Here is a 723-nt window from a genome sequence, read left to right as displayed (position 1 = left end):
CACCCTTAGATGGGGAGGTGGCGAGCAAGCGGAGATCGAAGATCGTAGCGCGTCGAGACGGAGGGGGCCCCTTGCGGAAAGAATGTCAAAGTCAAAATGGGTTGGTATAAGCCCCTCAGGCAGGCTGCCCCGCGTCTAACCTCTCCCCGTGAAGAACGGCTATCGGATTCACACATTTAGTGCGGCTCCGATTTTGGCGTCATTAAATCTTAGCCATCCTTCGAGCATGACGGCTGGACCGGGCTTTCCGTAGTATCCGGTCCACCCTCCCAGCCGGGCGCAAACCCATGCTCCGTAAGCAAGTGATCCTAGGGGATGTGGGTTTTTCTGCTTGTCTGTCTTGCCTTCCAGTTTCTGAGTGAAGGCTTGCAGGAGTGGCAGGTCACAGGCATCGAAGGCATCGGTTAGCGGCCGCAAAGGCTTGTTGTCGGGAGCTCCGTCTCTGGCATGGACCAGTTGCTGAACGTTGACAGCAGCAATGAGGGCGGCTGTGACCAGTTTCGAGCGCGGGACTTCATCTTCGATACGAATGCCTTCAATGTCGAAGCCCTGAGTTTTCAAGGTTCTGAACAGTTGTTCAATGGCCCAGCGACGCCGGTAAAGGTCGACAACTTTCAAAGCCTCCACCACGTCATCAATCTTATGCGTGGTGAGCAGGCGCCAATGGATGGGCGTCACACCCGGGATTGGGTCGCGTTCGCGGACATCGACCACTTTCAGTTT

At 56.0% G+C, this 723-nt stretch carries 1 protein-coding gene; it reads right to left on the bottom strand.

The window, feature by feature from the left end:
* Positions 1–168: 168 nt before the first annotated feature.
* The coding region (locus ABAC402_RS39860; RefSeq protein ID WP_155847464.1) for a transposase at positions 169–723 on the bottom strand (555 nt) is incomplete at its 5' end.

It is taken from the genome of Asticcacaulis sp. AC402 (assembly GCF_000495835.1).
Classification (GTDB): Bacteria; Pseudomonadota; Alphaproteobacteria; order Caulobacterales; family Caulobacteraceae; genus Asticcacaulis.
This window is presented reverse-complemented; position numbering and strand designations above follow the sequence as displayed.